We start from the raw sequence: 268 nt of genomic DNA, 5'->3' as shown, positions 1-268 counted from the left end.
GGCAACGCCCAGACCCTGAGCTTCGCCTACGATGCCACCGGCCAGTTGCTCGCCGAAAACAGCGCCGCCGGCAGCCTGCACCACCACTATGACGAACTCGGCAACCTGATCCAGACCCAACTGCCCGACGGCCGCTGGCTCAATCGCCTGTACTACGGCAGCGGCCACCTGCACCAGATCAACCTCGACGGCCAGGTCATCAGCGACTTCGAACGCGACCGCCTGCACCGCGAAGTGCTGCGCACCCAAGGCCAGATCAGCACCCGCA

At 65.7% G+C, this 268-nt stretch carries 1 protein-coding gene; it reads left to right on the top strand.

The features are described 5' to 3' along the window. Nucleotides 1-268, top strand: a 268-nt coding sequence (locus AACY49_RS31510) for an RHS repeat domain-containing protein (RefSeq protein WP_339528279.1), incomplete at both ends; no start/stop codon positions are given.

It is taken from the genome of Pseudomonas sp. EL_65y_Pfl2_R96 (assembly GCF_963970905.1).
Classification (GTDB): domain Bacteria; phylum Pseudomonadota; class Gammaproteobacteria; order Pseudomonadales; family Pseudomonadaceae; genus Aquipseudomonas.
The sequence above is the reverse complement of the archived record's forward strand: the minus strand, read 5'-3'. Positions and strand labels throughout refer to the sequence as shown.